Source organism: Stenotrophomonas rhizophila (assembly GCF_003651185.1).
GTDB lineage: Bacteria > Pseudomonadota > Gammaproteobacteria > Xanthomonadales > Xanthomonadaceae > Stenotrophomonas > Stenotrophomonas maltophilia_Z.
Map to the genome: position 1 here is coordinate 80,460 of NZ_RCDC01000008.1, position 20,507 is coordinate 100,966.

Annotated in this window: 14 protein-coding genes; 7 read left to right on the forward strand and 7 right to left on the reverse strand. The window is 67.3% G+C overall.

The features are described 5' to 3' along the window. The first annotated feature begins 40 nt into the window (after positions 1–40). Positions 41–2,167: a TonB-dependent receptor family protein gene (locus BCL79_RS18235; RefSeq protein WP_121043768.1), complete on the forward strand. Its 2,127-nt coding sequence runs from the start codon at positions 41–43 to the stop codon at positions 2,165–2,167. A gap of 16 nt (positions 2,168–2,183) precedes the next feature. Here the strand turns inward: BCL79_RS18235 and BCL79_RS18240 are convergent, their stop codons facing one another. Beyond that, positions 2,184–2,525: a hypothetical protein gene (locus tag BCL79_RS18240; protein WP_102788774.1), complete on the reverse strand. Its 342-nt coding sequence runs from the start codon at positions 2,523–2,525 to the stop codon at positions 2,184–2,186. A gap of 144 nt (positions 2,526–2,669) precedes the next feature. Here BCL79_RS18240 and BCL79_RS18245 point away from each other — a divergent pair, with 144 nt between their 5' ends. The 3 genes from BCL79_RS18245 (at position 2,670) to ligD (ending at position 6,670) form a co-directional block, all read left to right on the forward strand. After that, on the forward strand, positions 2,670–3,065 hold the full coding sequence (locus tag BCL79_RS18245) for a hypothetical protein (protein ID WP_121043771.1): 396 nt from the start codon (positions 2,670–2,672) through the stop codon (positions 3,063–3,065). Positions 3,066–3,160: 95 nt separating this feature from the next. Further along, complete coding sequence (locus BCL79_RS18250) at positions 3,161–4,102, forward strand: Ku protein (protein ID WP_121043774.1); 942 nt, start codon at positions 3,161–3,163, stop codon at positions 4,100–4,102. Between the two features lie 6 nt (positions 4,103–4,108). Then, positions 4,109–6,670: a DNA ligase D gene (gene ligD, locus BCL79_RS18255; RefSeq protein WP_121043777.1), complete on the forward strand. Its 2,562-nt coding sequence runs from the start codon at positions 4,109–4,111 to the stop codon at positions 6,668–6,670. On the opposite strand, the gene BCL79_RS18260 is transcribed toward ligD, so the two are convergent. From BCL79_RS18260 to adh, 4 genes are all read right to left on the reverse strand, one after another. Beyond that, positions 6,671–7,066 carry a hypothetical protein gene (locus tag BCL79_RS18260; protein ID WP_121043780.1) on the reverse strand — a complete coding sequence of 132 codons (396 nt, stop codon included), beginning with the start codon at positions 7,064–7,066 and terminating at the stop codon, positions 6,671–6,673. A gap of 56 nt (positions 7,067–7,122) precedes the next feature. Next, positions 7,123–7,500 carry a DUF779 domain-containing protein gene (locus BCL79_RS18265; protein WP_121043783.1) on the reverse strand — a complete coding sequence of 126 codons (378 nt, stop codon included), beginning with the start codon at positions 7,498–7,500 and terminating at the stop codon, positions 7,123–7,125. Positions 7,501–7,581: 81 nt separating this feature from the next. Then, the gene (gene adhP / locus BCL79_RS18270; protein ID WP_046272245.1) at positions 7,582–8,610 is read right to left on the reverse strand and encodes an alcohol dehydrogenase AdhP; all 1,029 of its coding nucleotides are present in this window, start codon (positions 8,608–8,610) and stop codon (positions 7,582–7,584) included. Positions 8,611–8,696: 86 nt separating this feature from the next. Then, on the reverse strand, positions 8,697–10,226 hold the full coding sequence (adh, locus tag BCL79_RS18275) for an aldehyde dehydrogenase (protein ID WP_121043786.1): 1,530 nt from the start codon (positions 10,224–10,226) through the stop codon (positions 8,697–8,699). 238 nt (positions 10,227–10,464) lie between these two features. Between adh and BCL79_RS18280 the strand changes: the two genes are divergently transcribed. Continuing rightward, positions 10,465–12,348, forward strand: coding sequence for a sigma-54-dependent Fis family transcriptional regulator (locus BCL79_RS18280; protein ID WP_121043789.1), 1,884 nt, complete (start codon positions 10,465–10,467; stop codon positions 12,346–12,348). Between the two features lie 19 nt (positions 12,349–12,367). Here BCL79_RS18280 and eda read toward each other — a convergent pair whose 3' ends face one another. Beyond that, positions 12,368–13,006: a bifunctional 4-hydroxy-2-oxoglutarate aldolase/2-dehydro-3-deoxy-phosphogluconate aldolase gene (eda, locus tag BCL79_RS18285; RefSeq protein ID WP_088435287.1), complete on the reverse strand. Its 639-nt coding sequence runs from the start codon at positions 13,004–13,006 to the stop codon at positions 12,368–12,370. Then, positions 12,993–14,009, reverse strand: coding sequence for a sugar kinase (locus BCL79_RS18290; protein ID WP_121043792.1), 1,017 nt, complete (start codon positions 14,007–14,009; stop codon positions 12,993–12,995). Before BCL79_RS18290 ends, eda begins: the two co-directional genes overlap by 14 nt. Before the next feature lie 271 nt (positions 14,010–14,280). Between BCL79_RS18290 and BCL79_RS18295 the strand changes: the two genes are divergently transcribed. Together BCL79_RS18295 and BCL79_RS18300 are read left to right on the forward strand one after the other, a co-directional pair. Further along, positions 14,281–17,055 carry a TonB-dependent receptor gene (locus BCL79_RS18295; RefSeq protein WP_121043795.1) on the forward strand — a complete coding sequence of 925 codons (2,775 nt, stop codon included), beginning with the start codon at positions 14,281–14,283 and terminating at the stop codon, positions 17,053–17,055. A gap of 262 nt (positions 17,056–17,317) precedes the next feature. Further along, positions 17,318–20,497 carry a TonB-dependent receptor gene (locus BCL79_RS18300; protein WP_121043797.1) on the forward strand — a complete coding sequence of 1,060 codons (3,180 nt, stop codon included), beginning with the start codon at positions 17,318–17,320 and terminating at the stop codon, positions 20,495–20,497. Positions 20,498–20,507: the final 10 nt, after the last annotated feature.

The following is a 20,507-nucleotide window of genomic DNA, read 5'->3' on the forward strand; positions in this document are numbered from 1 at the left end:
TGGCGTGCGGCACGCCCATTCACCGAGGATCCCGCCCCGCATGCTCCGTCTTACCCCGCTGGCCCGCCACTGTGCGCTGGCCTCGGCCGTGTTGCTGCCGTCGCTGGCGCAGGCCCAGAACACCCCCACCCCGCCCGCCCCGATCGAGCGCCTGCCGACCGTCCAGGTCCAGGCCGCGCGCGTGGCCCAGGTGGCCGATATCGATCTGCCGGCCTCGCTGACCACGGTCTGGGTGGACGAAGACCGTACCGGGCCGCTGGCCCAGCTCTCCGAGGCACTCAACGGCATTCCCGGGGTGGTCGCCCGTGATCGCCAGAATTACGCGCAGGACACCCAGCTGTCGATCCGCGGCTTCGGCGCGCGCTCGACCTTCGGCGTGCGCGGCGTGCGGGTGCTGGTGGACGGTGTGCCGGCCACCATGCCCGATGGCCAGGGCCAGCTCTCCCACGCCAGCCTGCTCTCGGCGCAGCGCTTGGAGGTGCTGCGTGGGCCGTTCTCGGCGTTGTACGGCAACTCCTCCGGGGGCGTGGTGCAGGTGTGGAGTGCGGACGGCGCCGAGGGCGACCCGTGGCGCCTGCGGCTGGACACCGGCAGCGACAACACCCTCAGCGCCGGCGCCCAGCTGCGTGGCGTGGAGGGACCGATCCGGTACAACGTGGCCGCCAACCACTTCCGCACGGACGGCTGGCGTGACCACAGCCAGGCCCGGCGCGAATCGGTCAACGCCCGTCTCGGCACGGATGTCGGCGGCGGCCAGCTGGATCTGGTCCTGAACTACTTCGATGCGCCCGACGCGCAGGATCCGCTCGGCCTGACCCGCGCCCAGGTGCGCGAGAACCCACGCCAGGCCACTGCGGTGGCCACCCAGTACAACACCCGCAAATCCGTGCGCCAGGCCCAGGCCGGGCTGGTGTTCACCCGAACGGAGGGCGCGCAGACGTGGCGCGCGATGGGCTATGCCGGCCAGCGCAGCGTGGAGCAGTACCTGGCGATCCCGCCGGGGCCGCAGGCCAACCCGCTGCATGCCGGCGGGGTGATCGATCTGGACGGTGCCTATGGCGGTCTCGACGCGCGCTGGGCGTGGCACGGTGACTGGGCCGGTCGCCCGCTGGATGTGGTGATCGGCGCCAATGCCGACCGCCAGCAGCAGGATCGCCGCGGTTACGAGAATTTCGTGGGTGATCAGGTAGGTATCAAGGGCCGCCTGCGCCGCGACCAGAGCGACCGGGTCGAAAACGTGGACCAGTTCGCCCAGGCGTGGTGGCAGTGGGCGCCGCGTTGGTCGTTGCTGCTGGGGGTGCGCCACAGTACGGTCCGTTTTCGCTCCAACGACCACTACATCACCGCGGGTAATCCCGACGACAGCGGATCGCGTCGCTACGAGGCGACCACCCCGGTGGCCGGCGTGGTGTTCCGCGCCACCGATGCCTGGCGGCTGTATGCCTCGGCCGGGCGTGGCTTCGAGACCCCGACCTTCAACGAGCTGGGCTATCGCGCCGATGGCCAGGCCGGGCTGGCGCTGGATCTCTCGGCGGCCCGCAGCCGCAACCTGGAAGTCGGCAGCAAGTGGCATGGACAGAATGGCGCGCAGGTCGAGGCCGCGCTGTTCCGCGCCGATACCGATGACGAGTTGGCCGTGGCGAGCAACAGCGGCGGCCGCAGCACCTACCGCAACATCGGCCGCACGCGCCGCCAGGGCGCGGAGGCCAGCTATGTGCAGCCGCTGGGGGCGCAGGCGGATCTTTCGCTGGCCTACACCTGGCTCGAAGCCACCGTGCGTGATCCGTATGCGCTGTGCGCGGCCGCTGGCTGCAACACGGTGACCGCCGCCTCACGCCTGCCCGGCGTACCCAGGCAGCAGTGGAACGCGCGGGTGCAGTACCGCCCGGGCCCGTGGCAGTGGGCCGCCGAGGTGGTGGCCTCCAGCGACACCGTGGTCAACGATCTGGCCACCGAGCGCGCGCCTGGCTACGCGCTGCTGAATCTGGAACTATCGCGGCGCTGGACCACCGCGCAGGGCACGCTGCGTGCTTTCGCCCGGGTCGACAACGCCCTGGACCAGCGCTACATCGGCTCGGTGATCGTCAACGACGGCAACCAGCGCTTCTTTGAGCCGGGGCCGGACCGCCGCTACAACGTGGGCCTGCAGTGGCAGTGGGCGCCCTGATCCACTGGACCTGGACCTACCGGGGCGGTTTGGCCGGCACGAACGGTGAGGTCGGGTCGCTGGCCGGGAAGGTCTCTTCCAGCGCCTCGTCCTGGTTGTCGCTGGCGTGCTCCTTGCGCTGTCGGCGCTGGTATTCATCTTCGCGGCGATGATGACCGGCCGGGCCTTTCTCGCCGGCCGCCGAATCCTTGCGGTCGCGCGGAACGGGATCCGGCGTAACCGCCACCGGCAGGTGATCGGGTGCGTCGTCGGGCACGGACATGCCGGCGCCGCGGTCTTCGGCGTCCTGATTGTCATGTTTGGCGCGCTGCTCGCCGGGGACCGGGGCGGTGGCGTCGCGCAGGGGATCGCGGGGCATGGGAGTTCTCCAGTAGCTGTGCACCCCACTACAGCGCGCGGCGGGTGAAGTCGCCGCGAATCCCGGTGCATCAACGAATCTGTCACGGCTCGATAACGGTGGCGGGTCTATTCCTGCCTGCCCCGCCGCTGTCGGAGTCGTGTCATGCCCCGCCTGGACCGCCGTGCCGCACCCGCGTTGTTCAACGCCTACCTGCAGCCGGAACGGAGCGGGCGCCGTGCGCGCCGTGACCGTGCCGAGGACGCGCAGGCGGTTGCACAGGACTACCTGCAGTACATGCGCAGCGATTACGAGCAGCGCCGCAGTCACGGCCGGCGCAGCTGGCGCGACCTCTATCCCGCCTACGCCTTCGCGCTGACCACGCACTATGCGGACTGGCCGCGCGGTGCCGATGACACCGATGGCGAGCTGGCCGAGCACTGGGAACAGATGCGCGGGCAGTCGCGACTGGGCTGGCACCAGGCCCGCGCCGTGGTCGAAGACGCATGGCTGGCGCTGGACCACATGCCGGCCGCGGCGGTGCATGGCCTGCTGCAGTAGCTGCGGCGTGCAGCCGGCCTGCACAGCCCGGACACAGGCGTTTCACGTGCTGCGCGGTACAGCTGCCCTCCCTGTAGTGTTGGAGTGGCGCCACCATGGCCCGACCGATCTGGACCGGCACGCTGTCATTCGGGCTGCTCAATGTCCCGGTGTCGCTGATGTCCGGCGAACGCAATGTCGATCTGCACTTCCGGATGCTCGATTCGCGCGACCGCAAGCCGATCCGCTTCGAACGGGTCAACGCCGATACCGGTGAGGAAGTGCCGTGGAAAGAGATCGTCAAAGCCTACGAGTACGACAAGGGCAGCTACGTCGTACTGGAGGAAGACGACATCCGCTCGGCCGCACCGCAAAGCCATGAGGCGGTGGAGGTGGAAACGTTTGTCGATGCCGGCACCATCGATCCGCGCTATTTCGAGAAGCCCTACCTGTTGGTGCCCGCCAAGAAAGCCGAAAAAGGCTACGTGCTGCTGCGCGAAACGCTGCGCAGCACCGGCAAGGTCGGCATCGCGCGGGTCGTGGTGCGCACCCGCGAGTACCTGTGCGCGGTGATGCCGCACGGCGATGCGCTGGTGCTGATGATCCTGCGCTATCCGCAGGAACTGGTGGACCCGGAAGACTACAAGCTGCCCAGCGGCAGCCTGTCCGAGTACCGCATCAACAGCAAGGAAACGGCCATGGCCGAGCAGCTGATCGCCTCGATGTCCGGCGAGTGGAAGCCGGACGAGTACCACGATGAATTCCGCGAGCGCCTGCACACGTTGCTGAAGAAGCGGATCAAGGCCAAGGGCGGCACCACCAAGGTGGAGGAAGAGCCGGTCCCGCGCGAGGACGATGCGACCAACGTGGTCGACTTCATGTCGCTGCTGCAGAAGAGCCTGGATGCCAAGCAGCGCACGCCGGCCGCCAGAAAGACAGCGGCGAAGAAGGCCACGGCCAAGGTCGCCAAACCCACGGCGGCCAAAAAGGCGACCAAGACGGCAGGCAAAGCGACCAAGAAAACCACCAAGCGTGCACCTGCGCGCAAGGCCGGGTAAGCCGCCGTGTCCCTGCAGGAATACCGCCGTAAACGCCGTTTCGACGGCACCCCCGAGCCGGACGCCGAGCGCCGCGGTGCGCCGGCGCGGCGGCCGATCTTCGTGGTGCAGCTGCACCATGCCAGCTCGCGCCATTACGACGTCCGGCTCGAAGCTGACGGCGTGCTCAAGAGCTGGGCGGTACCGAAGGGCCCCTCGCTGCGTGTCGGCGAAAAACGGCTCGCCGTGGAGGTGGAAGACCATCCCCTGTCCTATGCGACGTTCGCCGGCGATATCCCCAGCGGGCACTACGGCGCTGGCCATGTGGATGTCTATGACCACGGCACCTGGGCCTGCGATGGCGACCCGCTGGAGGCGATCGCGGCCGGCAAGGTGGACTTCGTGCTGCACGGCGAGCGCCTCAAGGGCGGCTGGAAACTGGTGCGCACCGCGATGAAGGGCAAGCAGCATCAGTGGCTGCTGATCAAACGCGATGATGATGAGGCGAGGGATATGGAGGCCGATGATCTGTTGGAGGCGCCACCGGAGGCCGCCAAGCGCGCAGGCACCAGGAAGGCCGCCGCGGCCAACACGAAGAAGGCGGCCTCGGCAAAGAAGACCGCCCCCGCCAAGGCCGTGACGTCCCGCGCCGCACGCAAGGCCGATGCGCGCTGGTCCAAACGCGCGCTGGCGCTTGAAGGCGCACGCGAGAGGCCCTACCCGCACGATTTCAAGCCGCAGCTGACCGACCATCGCGCCACCGCGCCGGACGGCGAGCAGTGGCTGCACGAGATCAAATGGGATGGCTATCGCCTGCTCGCCGACGTGCGCGAAGGCGTGGTTGCGCTGCGCTCGCGCGGCGGGCTGAACTGGACCGACGAGTTCCCCGAGGTGGTGCAGGCGATCGAACGGCTGCCGGTGCGTGATCTGCGCCTGGACGGTGAACTGGTGGTGCTGGATGCGCAGGGCCGCAGTGACTTCACCGCGTTGCAGAAGGTCATCGACGGCACCGCGAAACAGCCACTGCGCTATGTGGTGTTCGACATGCCGGGCATCGCCGGTGTGGATGTCAGCCGGGTGCCGCTGCTGGAGCGCAAGGCGCTGCTCAAGGATCTGCTGGGCAGCAAGCCGGACACCCTGGCCTACAGCGACCATGTGCGCGACCACGGCCCGGCGGTGTTCGCCGCCAGTGGCGAGGCCGGGTTCGAAGGCATCATCAGCAAGCGGATCGATGCGCCCTACGTCAACGCACGCTCACGCGACTGGATCAAGATCAAGCACGAGAACACCGATGAGTTCCTCATCGTCGGCTATACCGAGCCCAAGGGATCGCGCAGCGGCTTCGGCTCGCTGCTGATGGCCACACCGGACAAGGGCGGATTGCGTTATGTCGGCCGCGTCGGCACGGGCTTCGATGATGCCGCGCTGCGCACGCTGACCAAGCAACTGACGCCGCTGACCGTGAAGGACGCGGTGGTGGAGCTTCCCGCGCATGTGCCGTTCACCGCGCGCAGCGTGCACTGGGTGAGGCCGGTGCTGGTGGCAGAGGTCGCTTTCCGCGGCTGGGCCAAGGAAGGGTTGCTGCGCCAGGCCAGCTTCAAGCGGCTGCGCGAAGACAAACAGCCGAAGGATCTGGCCGCGGCAGCCAACGTCACTACCGCCGCTGCGTCCGCCTCCGCCCCGGCGGCGAAAACCAGCGGCCGGAAGAAGGCCGCGGCTGCGCAGGAAGAGAGCACCGTGGCGATCAGCCATCCCGAACGCGTGGTGTTCGCCAAGGCGAAGATCACCAAGGGCGAAGTGGCCGACTACTACCGGCGCATGGCGCGCTGGATCCTGCCCGAGGTGGCGCACCGTCCGCTGTCGGTGCTGCGCTGCCCGGACGGGGTGGACAAGCCCTGCTTCTTCCAGAAGCACCATGGCACCGGGCTGGGCGGTGCGGTCAAGGCGATCCCGCTGGAGCAGAAGAGCGGGCGCGAGGACTACCTTTACATCGAGGATGTGGAGGGGCTGCTGCAGTTGGTGCAGATGAACACCCTGGAGCTGCATCCCTGGGGAGCCACCGTCGAGGATCCCGAACACCCGGACCGGCTGGTGTTCGATCTGGATCCCGGCGAAGGCGTGAACTGGACCCAGATCAAGGCCGCCGCACGCGATGTGCGCGCGCGCCTGCAGGAAGCCGGACTGGAGAGCTTCGTCCGGCTCTCCGGCGGCAAGGGCGTGCACGTGGTGGTGCCGCTGCAGCCCAAGGCCGACTGGGCGCACGCCAAGGACTTCTGCGAGGCCTTCGCGCAGGCCATGGCCACGCAGGCACCGGAGCGCTATGTGGCGACGATGAGCAAGGCCAAGCGCGACGGGGTGATCTTCATCGATTGGCTGCGCAATGCGCGCGGCGCCACCAGTGTGAGCTCGTGGTCGCTGCGGGCGCGGCCGGGTGCGGGCGTGGCGGTGCCGTTGCGTTGGGAAGACCTGGGGCGGATCCCGGCGCCGGATGCTTTCCCGATGGCGAAGGCGCTGCAGCGCGCGGAGCGGTTGCAGCAGGACCCGTGGGCGGGCATCGAGCAGGTGAAGCAGGTGCTGCCCGGCAGCTGATCAGGCGCGCCCTGGCCGGAACCGTGTGCCCACCCACAGGCCCACGAATGCCTGCACCGGCAGCGAGACCAGCAGGATCACCACGAACCAGAACGGGAAATCGCTGCCGAAATCCCAGGCGGTGTAGATCGATGCGGCCGCGATCACCGCCCACACCACGCCGCCGTGGCTACGGGGCCAGGTCGGCGCATAACGGCTGGCAAAGGCGATCGCGGCGATGCCGCTGAGGATCGTCCAGGCCAGGTCCCAGGCCAGCTGGGGCTCGCCGCCCGGCGGAATGCGCAGCAATGGCACCAGCCACGAACCGAGGCTGTTGACCAGCACCATCACCGCGAACGCGAACACGACGGCCAGCACGGACAGCAGTGGATTCTTCAGGGCGGACCACACAGGCATGGCAGGGGCGTCACGGCGGGAGAGCCGCCATTATGGACGGGTTGCCGCAGGGAATTTCAGACCCGGCCGGCGGCTTGGAGCTGGGCGAACTCCTCATCGCTGAACAAGCGCGAGCGGACCAGGAAGCGCACACCCTCGCCGTTTTCCAGCGAGAACATGCCGCCCCGGCCGGGCACCACGTCGATGATCAGCTGGGTGTGCTTCCAGTATTCGAACTGCGCGGGGCTGATGTAGAACGGCGCCCCGCCGATCTCGCCCATGCGCACATCACGGTCGCCCACGATGAAATCGCCCTGGGCGAAACACATCGGCGAGGAGCCGTCGCAGCAGCCGCCGGACTGGTGGAACAGCAGATCGCCGTGGCGTGCCTGCAGGGTCTCGATCAGCTGCAGCGCCGGGAGGGTGGCCATCACCTGGAGCGGGAGGTCGGTCATGCTCGTGGCTCTCCGAGCCGGCCAGCGGCCGGCACTACCGTGAAACAGGCGCTGCCGATGGCTCGGCAGCGCGCCGTGTGCTTACGCGCTCATGTCCAGCACCACGCGGCCTTCGATCTTGCCGGCCTGCATGCGCGCGAAGATGTCGTTGATGTTCTCCAGCGAATCGCTGGTCACCGTCGCGGCCACCTTGCCCTGCTCGGCGAATTCCAGCGATTCCTGCAGGTCCAGACGGGTGCCGACGATCGAGCCACGCACGGTGATGCCGTTGAGCACCATGCCGAAGATATCCAGCGGGAAGTTGCCCGGCGGCAGGCCGTTCAACGAGACGGTGCCGCCGCGACGGACCATGCCCAGTGCCTGCTCGAAGGCCTTCGGCGAGACCGCGGTGACCAGCGCCCCGTGTGCCCCGCCGATCTCCTTCTTCAGGAACGCGGCCGGATCGGTGTTGCGCGCGTTGACGGTGATCGTCGCTCCCAGCCGCTCGGCCAGGGCGAGCTTGCCGTCGTCGATATCCACCGCGGCCACGTTCAGGCCCATCGCCTTGGCGTACTGCACGGCCATGTGGCCGAGCCCGCCGATGCCGGAGATCACCACCCACTGGCCGGGCTTGGTATCGGTGACCTTCAGGCCCTTGTAGACCGTGACGCCGGCGCACAGGATGGGCGCCACCTCGATGAAGCCCACGCCCTTGGGCAGCAGCCCGACATACGCAGCGTTTGCCAACGCGTACTCGGCGAAGCCACCGTTCACCGAGTAACCCGTGTTCTGCTGCGCTTCGCACAGCGTTTCCCAGCCGCCCAGGCAGTGCTCGCAGTAGCCGCACGCCGAATACAGCCACGGGATGCCGACACGGTCGCCTTCGCGGATATGGCTGACCCCGGCGCCGACCGCGACCACGTGGCCGACGCCCTCGTGGCCGGGAATGAAGGGCGGGTTCGGCTTGACCGGCCAGTCCCCGTCCACCGCATGCAGGTCGGTGTGGCACACGCCACAGGCTTCGATCTTCACCAGGATATCGCCGGGCCCCGGACGCGGCACCTCGACTTCCTCGATACGCAACGGCTTTCCGAACTCGCGGACAACAGCGGCCTTCATGGTCTTGTTCATGCGTGGATCTCCGTGGATGGCCAATGACAGCACTGTGGCGCCGGCCGCATGCCGGCGCCTTGATCGGGATCAAGCCCGGGGCAGGCTCAGAAGAAGCCCAGCTTCTTGGGCGAGTAGCTGACCAGCAGGTTCTTGGTCTGCTGGTAGTGGTCGAGCATCATCTTGTGGTTCTCGCGGCCGATGCCCGACTGCTTGTAACCACCGAACGCAGCATGCGCCGGATAGGCGTGGTAGCAGTTGGTCCACACGCGCCCGGCCTGGATGCCACGGCCCATGCGGTACAGGCGCGAGGCGTCCCGGCTCCACACACCGGCACCGAGGCCGTACAGGGTGTCGTTGGCGAGCTCCAGGGCTTCTTCCTCGGTCTTGAACGTGGTCACCGAGACCACCGGCCCGAAGATCTCTTCCTGGAACACGCGCATCTTGTTGTGGCCCTTGAACACGGTCGGCTTCACGTAGAAGCCGCCGGCCAGGTCGCCCTCCAGCTTGGCCTGCTCACCGCCGATCAGCACCTGCGCCCCTTCCTGCCGGCCGATGTCGAAGTAGGAAAGGATCTTCTCCAGCTGCTCGGAGGAGGCCTGCGCACCGACCATCGTGTTGGGATCGAGCGGATTGCCCTGCTTGATCGCGGCCACGCGCGTGAGCGCACGTTCCATGAATTTCTCGTAGATCGATTCCTGGATAAGCGCGCGCGAGGGGCAGGTGCAGACCTCGCCCTGGTTGAAGGCGAACAGCACGAAACCCTCCACGGCCTTGTCGAGGAAGTCATCGTCCTCGGCCATGACATCGGCGAAGAAGATGTTCGGCGACTTGCCGCCCAGTTCCAGCGTCACCGGGATCAGGTTCTGGCTGGCGTACTGCATGATCAGGCGGCCGGTGGTGGTCTCGCCGGTGAAGGCGATCTTGGCGATGCGCGGGTTGGAGGCCAGCGGCTTGCCCGCCTCCACGCCGAAGCCGTTGACCACGTTGAGCACACCCTTGGGCAGCAGATCGCCGATCACCTCCATCAGCACCAGGATCGACGCCGGGGTCTGCTCGGCCGGCTTGAGCACCACGCAGTTGCCGGCGGCCAGCGCGGGCGCGAGCTTCCAGGCCGCCATCAGCATCGGGAAGTTCCACGGGATGATCTGCCCGACCACGCCGAGCGGCTCGTGGAAGTGGTAGGCGATGGTGTCCTTGTCGATCTCCGACAGGCTGCCTTCCTGCGCGCGCACCGCGCCGGCGAAGTAGCGGAAGTGATCGGCCATCAGCGGCACATCGGCGTTGAGCGTTTCGCGGATCGGCTTGCCGTTGTCCCAGGTTTCGGCATGGGCGAGCAGCTCGAGGTTCTGCTCGATGCGGTCGGCGATCCGGTTGAGGATGTTGGCGCGCTCGGTGGTCGAGGTCTGGCCCCAGGCGGTCTTGGCCGCGTGGGCGGCGTCCAGCGCCGCTTCGATGTCCTCGGCGTTGGAACGGGCGACCTCGGTGAACACCTTGCCCGTCACCGGCGTGGTGTTCTCGAAATACTGGCCGCTGCGCGGGGCCACCCACTCCCCGCCGATGTAGTTGCCGTAGCGCGGCTTGAAGATGGACTGCGGGTCGGTGGCGTGCGGCTTGGCAGACGTGACGGCATTCATGGTGCATCTCCGGATGGCGGTGGACAGGCCCGATAAGGGTCTGTTCCATGGCGCAAGGACGATGCCAGGTTCCGTGTGGTGCAGTGCGGCAAGGCGTCACCCGGCGTACCGATTGGAGCGGGGCTCGGAAACTGATGCGGTGCACCACGGCCAGTCATTGCACGGTAACGCCGGGTGTGGTGTTTATCGGAACAGGCCCCGCTACAACTGTCGCAGATTGCGACACTGGAGAATCCAGGTGTCCCAGCTCCCGCTCCAGCACCGTGTCGGCAATGCGCGACGCTCCTTTTTCGAGCGTGGCGCGGCGCCGGTCGGCAGCGTGCCCGACACCATCCTGCAGTCGTGGCAGCGCTGCCAGCGCGGCGGGCTATCGGTCGATGCACAGCCGGAGGTCGAACCGCTGCCGGACGCCCGCCTGCGCGAGCTGCGCCAGCGCCAGGAAACGCTGTGGCGGCTGGCGCGACCGGAGCTGGATGGCCTGGCCGCCGACATCGCCGCGACCGGCAGCATCGCGCTGCTGACCGACGAAGCCGGCTGGATCCTGGATGCGGAGGGCAACCCGGGTTTCCTCGACAAAGCCGGGCGGGTGGCGTTGATGCCAGGCGTGCGGTGGGATGAAACCACGGTGGGCACCAACGCGATCGGCACCGCCATCGTCGAAGGTCGCTCGGTGGAGGTACGTGGCGGCGAGCACTACTTCGCGCCGCACGCGATCCTGACCTGTTCGGCAACACCGATCTTCGATCCGTACGGGCAGCGTGTGGGCGTGCTCGACATCTCCGGCGACGCGCGCCAGCAGCACCTGCACGCCCGCGTGCTGGCACGGCAGGCGGTGGCGCATATCGAGCACCGCTACTTCGAGGCGGGACTGGGCGACTGCGAGGTGGTCCGCCTGCATCACGACGCCGGCCTGCTCGGTACCGCGCGCGAAGGCGTGCTGGGCTTCCGCAATGGCCGCCTGGTGGCCGCCAACCGTGCCGGGCTGGCCCTGTTCGGGCTGGACCACGGCGACATCGGCAGGGCGCCCTACGAGGCGCTGTTCGATGGTCCAACCTCACGGCTGCATGATGACGGCGCGCTGGTGGATCGCCAGGGCCGCGCGCTGTACGGCCACGTAAGCCCTGCCGGTGGCGCCACGGTCCGCTCGCTGCTGCCCGCGCGTCCGACCCCCGCGGCACCCGCGCGTGCCGCCGCGGCGGCCGTGCGGGTGGATGCCACGCCCCTGTTCGACGCGGCCCAGCAGCAGGTGCTCGAGCGCGCCTGCCGCGTGCTGGATGCGCAGCTGCCCGTGCTGCTGCAGGGCGAGACCGGCACCGGCAAGGAGGTGTTCGCACGTGAACTGCATCGGCGCAGCACGCGTGCCGACAAACCGTTCGTGGCGGTCAACTGCGCGGCGCTGCCGGAAGGCCTGATCGAAGCCGAGCTGTTCGGCTACGAGGAAGGTGCTTTCACCGGTGCGCGCAAGAGCGGCAATACCGGCCTGCTGCGCCAGGCCCAGGGCGGCGTGCTGTTCCTCGATGAGATCGGCGATATGCCGCTGGCGCTGCAGCCGCGCCTGTTGCGCGTCCTGCAGGAGCGCACGCTGTCACCGCTGGGTGGCGGCAAGCCGGTGCAACTGGATTTCGCCTTGATCTGCGCTACCCACCGCGATCTCGATCAGGCGATGGCCGCTGGTGACTTCCGCAGCGACCTCTACTACCGCATCGCCGATCACAGCGTGCGCCTGCCGGCCCTGCGCGAGCACGCCGAACGCGCGGCGCTGGTGCAGGGGCTGTGGCAACGGCTCGGCCAGGGCCGGCAACTGGCGAGCGCGGCGCTGGAGGCGCTGGCCGGGTATGCCTGGCCGGGCAATCTGCGGCAGCTGTGTTCCTGCCTGCGCACGCTGGTGGCGCTGAGCGATCCGGGTGAGGTGATCCGGCACGCGATGCTGCCGGCCTATCTGCAGGCCGCGCCTGCCCCGGTGATGCCGTCCGCGGCCGAGGGGCTGGACGCGATGACCGAAACCGCGATGCGCGAGGCACTGCGCGCGAGCCATGGCAATGTCGCCCAGGCGGCGCGCGCGCTGGGCATCAGCCGCAGCACGCTGTATCGCCGTGTCGGGGCGACGGCCCGCCGTCACTGAGACGGCAGGCCGTGTGGGCTCAGCCGACCAGCGCGGCCGAATCGCGCGCCAGCTGCTCGATGCCGGCCCAGTCCCTGGCCTGCAGCAGCGCCCGGGTGGTCAGCCAGGACCCGCCCACGCACAGCACGTTGGGCAGGTGCAGGAAATCGCGTGCGGTCTGCGCGCTGATGCCGCCGGTCGGGCAGAAGCGCACATCGCCGAAGGGGCCGTTCCATGCCGACAGCATGGCCGCGCCGCCGGCCTGCACGGCCGGGAAGAACTTGAAGGTATCCAGGCCGTGCTCCAGGCCGAGCATCAGCTCCGACGAGGTCGCCACGCCCGGCAGGAACGGCAGATCGGTATCGCGGGCGGCGGCGTACAGGCGCGGGGTCGCGCCCGGCGACACCGCGAAGCGCCCGCCCACCTGCTTGACCTTCTCCATCTGCGCGGCGGTCAGCACGGTGCCGGCGCCGACCACGGCATCGGGCACCGCCTCCACCATCGCCTGGATCGCGTCCATCGCCATCGGCGTGCGCAGCGTCACTTCGATCACCGGCAGGCCGCCGTTGAACAGTGCGCGTGCGACCTCGACGGCATCGTCGACGTTTTCCGGGGTGAACACCGGAATCACCGGCGCCAGTTTCAGGACTGCGCGTACGCGCGGATCAGCGCCGGACATCGAATCGCTCCTCGCCCGTGAGGGCCATGATGTCAGCCTCGCTGACAGAGTTGAAGTCGCCGGGGATCGAGTGCTTCAGGCAGCCTGCGGCGAGGCCGAAACGCACGATCGCGTCCGGCGCGAAGCCGCGCATCATGCCATGCAGGATGCCGGCGGCGAAGGCATCGCCACCGCCGATGCGGTCCACGATGCCGATCATCTCGCGGGTCGGCGCCACCGCGCGGGTGCCGTCGCGGCCGATCAGCATCGCCCCGAGTGCGTGGTTGTCCACGCTGTGCGGCGTGCGCTGCGTGCAGGCCATCCACTGCAACCGCGGGAACGCGGCGAAGGCCTGCGCCGCGGCCGCGTCGACGCGCTCACGCACATCGGCCTGCTCGAACTCCCCGCCGAGCACCACGCCGATATCGCGGTAGTCGGCGAAGACGAGATCGGCGCAGGCGAACAGCTCGCGCAGGATGCCGGGCGCATCGCCCTGCCAGCGCGCCCACAGCGACGGGCGGAAGTTGCCATCGAAGGACACCTTCACGCCCCGCGCGCATGCCGCACGGGCCGCGGCCAGCGTGGCCTGGGCCATGGCCGGGTTGAGCGCCGGGCTGACCCCGGACAGGTGCAGCCAGTCGGCGCCGGCCAGCAGCGTGTCCCAGTCGTAATCGGCGGCGCTGCTGTTGGCGAAGGCCGAATCGGCACGGTCGTAGACCACTTCGCTGGCGCGCTGCACGGCGCCGGTGGTCAGGAAGTACAGGCCCATGCGGCCGTCGGTGCGGCGCACGGCGCTGGTGTCCACGCCATGCCGGCGCAACTCGCCCAGCGCGAACTCGCCCAACGGGTTCGCCGGCACCGTGCTGACCGCCGCCACCGCATGCCCAAGATGGGCCAGCGAGACACCGACGTTGGCCTCCGCGCCCCCGGCGTGGACCGCCAGCTGGCCGCGCTGCAGCAGCAGCTCGCGGCCGGGTGCGCTCATGCGCAGCAACAACTCTCCGAAACAGACAACACGACTCATGGTCCTGGATCCTTGTGAGGGCTGCGGACGCCGCAAGGACGCCCCGCAGCAATGGCTAGCGGTGTCATTCTAGCGATGGACGCCGCCCCGTCCACCTGTCCCGAATGTCGGAACCATTGTCCTGCAAGCGTCTGCGGGACATTCAAGGTCTGCTGCGGTGCAAGATGCCGGATTAGTAACGGGCTGTTAACGTCCGCCCTGACCAGCGGTGTCATTGCACTGACATGTCGTTGGATAGCTGTTTCATGTAGCACCTTGGGAGAGGGAAAACATGCAAGTCCAGAACACGCAGAAAAAGACACCGGTTACCTTGCTGGCATTGTCGATCGGCCTGGCGCTGAGTGGTACCGCGCTGGCCCAGGATGCGGGCACCAACCCCACCGACCTGGATACCGTCACCGTCACCGGCTACCGCGCCAGTGTCGAGAAGGCGCTGGACATCAAGCGCGGCGAAGCCGGCGTGGTCGATGCCATCGTCGCCGAGGATATCGGCAAGTTCCCGGATCTGAACCTGGCCGAATCGCTGCAGCGCATCCCCGGCGTGGTCATCACCCGTGAGGCCGGCGAAGGCCGCAACATCTCGGTGCGTGGCCTGGGCCCGGACTTCACCCGCGTGCGCATCAACGGCATGGAAGCGCTGACCACCGTCGGCGCCGGTGACCAGAGCGGCGGCACCAACCGCGGCCGTGGCTTCGATTTCAACGTGTTCGCCTCCGACCTGTTCTCGCAGCTGCTGGTGCGCAAGACCGCCTCGGCCGATGTCGAGGAAGGCTCGCTCGGAGCCACGGTCGACCTGCGCACCGCGCGCCCGTTCGACTATGACGGCTTCACCTTCGCCGCCAGCGGCCAGGCCGGCTACAACGCGATGGCCGAAAAGGCCGACCCGCGCATGGCCGCGCTGATCTCCAACACCTTTGCCGATGGCACCTTCGGTGCGTTGTTGTCGGTGGCCTATTCCGAGCGCCAGGCGCTGGAGGAAGGCTCCAACACCGGCCGCTGGGCCAATGGCCCCAGCAACGGCGGCTTCAGCGCCACCTCGCCGTTCGCCGCGGCGCGTTCGGCCGATGTCTACCACCCGCGCTTCCCGCGCTATGTGCAGATGGAACATGAGCAGAAGCGCCTGGGCGTGACCGGTACCCTGCAGTGGAAGCCGAGCGACGCCACCGAGTTCTCGCTGGATGCGCTCTACTCCAAGATCGACGCCACCCGCGATGAACATTACATCGAGGCGATTTCCTTCAGCCGCAACCGCGATTCGGCCACCGGCGCGCTGCGTCGCCCCGATCGCGACGGCAAGCCGTCGATGATCGTCAAGAACGGCGTGATCGAAAACAACGCCCTGGTCTACGGCGAGTTCGACAACGTCGACATCCGCTCGGAGAACCGTCACGACGAGTGGAGCACCGAGTTCAAGCAGCTCAGCCTCAACGGCCAGCACCGCTTCGGTGACGACTTCACCCTGTCCGGAAAGATCGGCATCTCGCGCTCCAAGCACGAGAACCCGGTGCAGACCACGGTCATCATGGACAAGTACGACGTCGACAACTACAGCTACGACTACCGGGGCAACAGCCGGTTCCCGACGCTGAACTACGGTATCGACCCGACCAACCCGGCCGGCTGGGAACTGGCCGAGATCCGCCTGCGTCCGCAGTACGTGGACAACGACTTCGATACCGGCCAGCTGGATTTCAACTGGAACATCAGCCCCGGCTTCCGCCTGAAGGGTGGCGTGCTGGCCAAGGACTACACCTTCAAGACCACCGAACTGCGCCGCGCCAGCGAGCTGGCCGTGCCCAACTTCGCCGATGGCACCAAGATCGTGCCGGTGGACATGACCGCGCAGGCCGGCCTGAAGGGTATCAACGGCAGCCCGTCCAACTGGGTGGTGCCGGATCTGAACGCCATCGCCGATCAGTTCGACATCTACAGCAACAGCGGCATCTTCGCCGTCGCCCCGCGTGCCAACAACGTGCGCAGCGTCGAAGAGAAGGACCGCGGTGCCTACCTGATGGGCGAGTTCTCCACCGAACTGGGCAGCCTGCCGCTGTCGGGTAACGTGGGCGTGCGCTACGTGCGCACCAAGCAGAGCTCCACCGGCCTGTCCACGCTGGCCACCGGTACGGTCGCCACTACCGAAAACCGCACCTACAACGACACCCTGCCCTCGTTCAACCTGGTGGCCGAAGTCAGCCCGGACTTCCTGATCCGCCTCGGCGCGGCCAAGGTGATGAGCCGCCCGGGCCTGGGCAGCCTGACGCCTGGCGCAACGGTGGCCGTGGCCGGTGGTGCACGCACCATCTCCAGCGGCAACCCGGACCTGGAGCCGATCCGCGCGACCAACGTCGACCTCGGCTTCGAGTGGTACTTCGCCGAAGGCGCGATGGCCGGCATCGGTCTGTTCTACAAGGACATCGAGAGCTTCGTGCAGACCACCCGCGAAGTGCGTCCGTACTCTGACAGCGGCCTGCCTGCCTCGCTGCTGATCGGCACCGGCGCCTCGCCCACGGATGACTTCACCTACAGCCGGCCGGTCAACACCCCGGGTGGTGAACTGCACGGCGTGGAAGCCAACTACACCCAGCCGTTCACCTTCCTGCCGGGCAAGTGGTCCAACCTCGGCGTGCAGTTGAACTACACCTGGGTGGAATCGCAGATCCAGTACCTCAACGCCGCGGGCCAGCCGGTGATGAAGACCGACCTGACCGGTCTGTCCAAGTCCTCCTGGAACGCCACATTGTTCTACGAAGGCAAGGTCTTCTCCGGCCGTGTCTCGGCGACCAACCGCGATGACTACCTGACCCAGGCACCGGGTACGGAAACCGGCTTCAACCTCGATGGTTATCACGGCATGACCGGCACCACGGTCCTCGATGCCTCGATCCGCTACACGATCAGCGACCAGCTCGAACTGAGCCTGGAAGGCATCAACCTGACCAACGAAGCCTCCGACGAGTGGGTCTACTCGCCGGCCACCGGTCGCCTGCCGCTGCAGTACACCGAAACCGGCCGCCAGTTCCTGCTCGGCGTGCGCTACAAGTTCTGATTCAACGGCCGTACCCACCGGCGGCGTGAGCGATCACGCCGCCGGCTGCGCGCACGCCGCCATCGTTGCCATCCCTCGACCCTCGCCAGCACACGCACGCTGCTGCGGCGCAAGATGCCGCCCCGTGAAGGGTTTGTTACGTTTCGGATGACCAGCGGTGTCACGCGGCAATGCGCGACAGACGCTCCGGGGGAGGCCGGACGTCATGACTCATCAACATCAAAGTCGCATGGCGGCGCACCCTGGGAGGGGGTTACACACGATGGATCGACTCGACACCCGTAAAAAGACACCGGTTACCTTGCTTGCAGTCTCAATCGCGTTCGCGCTGCAGAGCGTGGCCGGCATCGCCGCGGCACAGCAGACGCCCGAAGCGGCCGCCTCGCTCAATGCAGTGGATCTGGACAAAGTGGAGGTCAAAGCGACGTACCGCGAAAGCCTGCAGCAGTCCCTGGATGAAAAGCGCTACAGCGTCGAGCAGGTCGATGCGATCTACGCCGAAGACATCGGCAAGTTCCCCGATCTGAACCTGGCCGAGTCGATGCAGCGCATCGCCGGCGTCTCGATCGATCGCGAAGGTGGCGAAGGCCAGCAGATCTCCGTGCGCGGCCTGGGCTCGGATTTCACCCGCGTGCGCATCAACGGTCTGGAAGCGCTGTCCACCGCCGGCAGCGGCACCACCGGCGTCAACCGCAGCCGCGGCTTCGACTTCAATACCTTCGCCTCTGAACTCTTCAGCCGGGTCAAGATCAACAAGACCCAGTCGGCGCAGACCGACGAGGGCTCGCTGGGTGCCACGGTCGATCTTCGCGGTTCGCGCCCGTTCGACTTCGAGGGCTTCCAGGCATCGCTCGGTGGCCAGTACGGCTACAACGAGCTGTCCAGGAACAAAGACCCGCGCATCTCCGGGCTGATCAGCAACACCTGGGCCGACGGCCGCGTCGGCGCGCTGATGTCGGTGGCCTACAGCAAGCGCACCATCTTCGAGGAAGGCTACAACCCGGTCCGCTGGGAGCACGGCAACTACCGCAACTCCAACCAGAGCACCGCGGCCAACAACGGCACCTACGGCTTCTGCAGCCCGGCCGGCTACGACCCGCAGACCCCGCGCAATCCGCTGGCCAACGAGACCGCCGCCGGTGTCGGCAGCGCCGCCAACCAGGCGCGCAGCAACGGCTGGGGCAGCTACGGCATCGATGCCACCCACTGCGGCCCCGGCCTGGACCGCCCCGCGGCGACGGCCGAGAACATCGCCGCCTACGAGACCGCGACCAACGCCTGGATCCCGCGTTACCCGCGCTATATCCGCACCGAACATGAGATCGAGCGCCTGGGCGTCACCGGCGCGCTGCAGTTCAAGGTCAGCGACGACACTCAGCTCAACCTGGACATGCTGTATTCCAAGCTCGACAAGAACGTGCGCGAAGATTCCATCGGCGCCAACCTGCACCGCACCGCGCAGTACGGCGGCAAGACCCAGATCGTGGTCCGCGAAGCACAGGCCGATGAACAGAACCGCCTGACCTACGGCGTGTTCGACAACGTGGATTTCCGCACCGAATCCACCGCGATCGAAGAGAGCACCGAGTTCAAGCAGTTCAGCCTGAACCTGGAACATCGCTTCAACGATGCGGTGCGCCTGGATGCGGTGATCGGCCACTCCGAATCCAACTACGAGCGGCCGGTCTTCTCGATGGTCAGCTTCGACAACAGCAACCTGGATGGCTTCGTGCTGGACATGCGCAACGGCAAGGTGCCGGCGATGTCCTTCCCGTTCGATCTCAACGCGGTGGATAACTGGAAGTGGCTGGGCTACGGCAGCACGCCGGTCAATGCCAACGGCACGGCGCGCGGCGGCAACATCAGCGAAGTGCGTTTGAACCCGCAGTACGTCGACAACGCCTTCGACACGGCCAAGGTCGACCTCACGTTCAACATCAATCCCACCTTCACCCTGCGCGGCGGTCTGGCCTACAAGGACTACGACATGAGCACGCAGGAGTACCGCAACATCAGCTACGGCCGCCTGTCGCAGGCGCTGCCGGCCGGTGTGGGCGTGGGTGACCTGAGCAACACGCTGAGCGGCTTCGGCAAGGGCATGGACGGCAACCTGCCCAACGCGTGGCTGGTGCCGGACTTCAACCAGATCGCCAAGCTGCTGGACATCTACTGCAACTGCAACACCGGCACGCTCGGCGGTGATTACCGCCTGGCCAGCGTCGGTCACTTCGGGGCGTCCAACAACAACTTCGACGTCAACGAGAAGAGCTACGGCAGCTACCTGCAGTTGGACTTCAACACCGACCTGCTGGGCCGCGCGTTCCGCGGCAACCTGGGCGTGCGCTACGTGCAGACCCGCATCACCGCCGATGGCTATGCGCCGTGCACGGCCACCAACGCCAATGATCTGTCCTCGGCGTGCGAGCCGTTCTTCGGCGTGGCCAGCGCCACTGCCGATCCCGGCGAGCGCCTGCAGGTCGGCACCCGGGTCGGCCACAAGTACGACGACTGGCTGCCCTCGTTGAACCTGGCCTGGGACCTGAGCGATACCTTCGTGCTGCGCTTCGGCGCGGCCAAGACCATGGCCCGCCCGACCCTGTCCAACCTGTCGCCGAGCGTCAGCGGTGGTCCCACCGCCTACTTCGATGACGACCGCAGCTACTCGATCAACCTGGGCAATCCCAAGCTCGATCCGTTCCGCTCGACCAACTACGACCTGAGCGCGGAGTGGTACTTCGACGAAGGCGCGCTGCTGTCGGCCGCGGTGTTCTACAAGGACATCGAGAGCTATGTGCAGCGCACCCGCCTGCTCACCACCTGGGCGGACATGGGCTACTCGCTGGATCTGCTGCCGACCGGCTTCAGCCCGGACACGGTGTTCAACGTGCAGAGCTACTTCAACACCCCGGGCGGCCCGCTCAAGGGCTATGAGGTGTCCTACCAGCAGCCTTTCAGCTTCCTGCCCGGCTTCTGGCGCAACTTCGGCGTGCAGCTGAACTACACGCACGTCGAATCCAAGATCAAGTACATGTTCAGCTCGGGCACCGGCAGCACGATCGTCACCACCTACACCGAGAACGACCTGCTGAATCTCTCGCCGAACTCGTACAACGCCACGCTGTACTACGACGACGGCCGCTTCAGCGCCCGCGTCTCCACCAGCTACCGCGACGCGTACATCAGCACCATCCTGTCGCAGGAGAACGTGTGGGACCTGGACGGCAACCAGTTCGCCACGGCTGATGTGCAGGGCAAGTACAGCGTGGAGAACGTGGATTTCAACATGTCCTACAAGGTCAACAAGAACCTCTCGCTGACCTTGGAAGCGATCAACCTGCTCGACACCGCCGATGAGCGCTATGTCGATTCGGCGTTGTCGCTGCCGGACCGCTACACGCATACCGGGCGGCAGTACTACCTCGGCCTGCGCTACAAGTTCTGACCGTGCTGCG